This is a genomic window from Rhizobacter sp. P3_C12 (genome assembly GCF_056402735.1).
On sequence record NZ_JBFUGW010000639.1, the window covers coordinates 1 to 697 of the forward strand.

Annotated in this window: 1 protein-coding gene and 1 pseudogene; both read left to right on the plus strand. The window is 75.2% G+C overall.

All coding sequences use genetic code 11. The annotated features are described in order from the left end of the window. A pseudogene (locus AC1DXV_RS35120) lies at window positions 1-273 on the plus strand (hypothetical protein); the annotation flags it as partial. 7 nt (window positions 274-280) lie between these two features. After that, on the plus strand, window positions 281-697 hold a 417-nt coding region (locus AC1DXV_RS35125), incomplete at its 3' end, for a cell division protein FtsI (RefSeq protein WP_477938117.1).

The window sequence follows — 697 nt, forward strand, 5'->3', positions numbered from 1 at the left end:
CGCCGGCCCGGGCCGCCGCCGGCCCGGGCCGCCGCGGCGCCAGCTCCGGCCGGCACCACCGGCGGCAGCACCGTCTCGCTCAGCGACGAAGGCCGGGCGCGAGCCGACAGCGATGCGGGCGATGGGCCCGACCCCATGCTGCTGGCCGCCCACCTCGCGCTCGCGGCGCTCGGCGAACCCGACGGCCTGGTCGGCGACGCGGTGCAGGTGGCGGCCGGCTATGCGGCACGGGCCGGGCTCGACCTGGCCGGCCGCATCGACGAGATCGTCTGAGGCCGCGATGAACATCCACCTCGCCGCGCTGGCGGCTGCCTGCCTGGCCCTCACCGGTTGCTCGATCCTGAGCCCCGTGCCCACCTGGGAGCTGGTGAAGGCCACCGGCAGCGCCACCTCGCTCGCGATCGGCCGCTCGCCGTCGCATGCGACCAACACCGTGCACTACGGCGATGCGCCGGTGAAGCGGCTGTGCATCGAGTTCAACCGCAACGCGCCGCTGCCCGACCTGGTGCCGGCGCTGCAGGCCGAGTTGCGCGGCATCGGCGTAGCGAGCCGCGTCTACGAAGCCGGCGCCAATCTCGGGTCCACCTCCGACGACTGCGAGGTCTGGCTGCGCTACGCGGCGACGGTGGACTGGGACACGCCGCCGTTCGGCGAGGTGGCCCGGCCCTACCTGAGCGCGGCCTCGATGAGCCTGCAG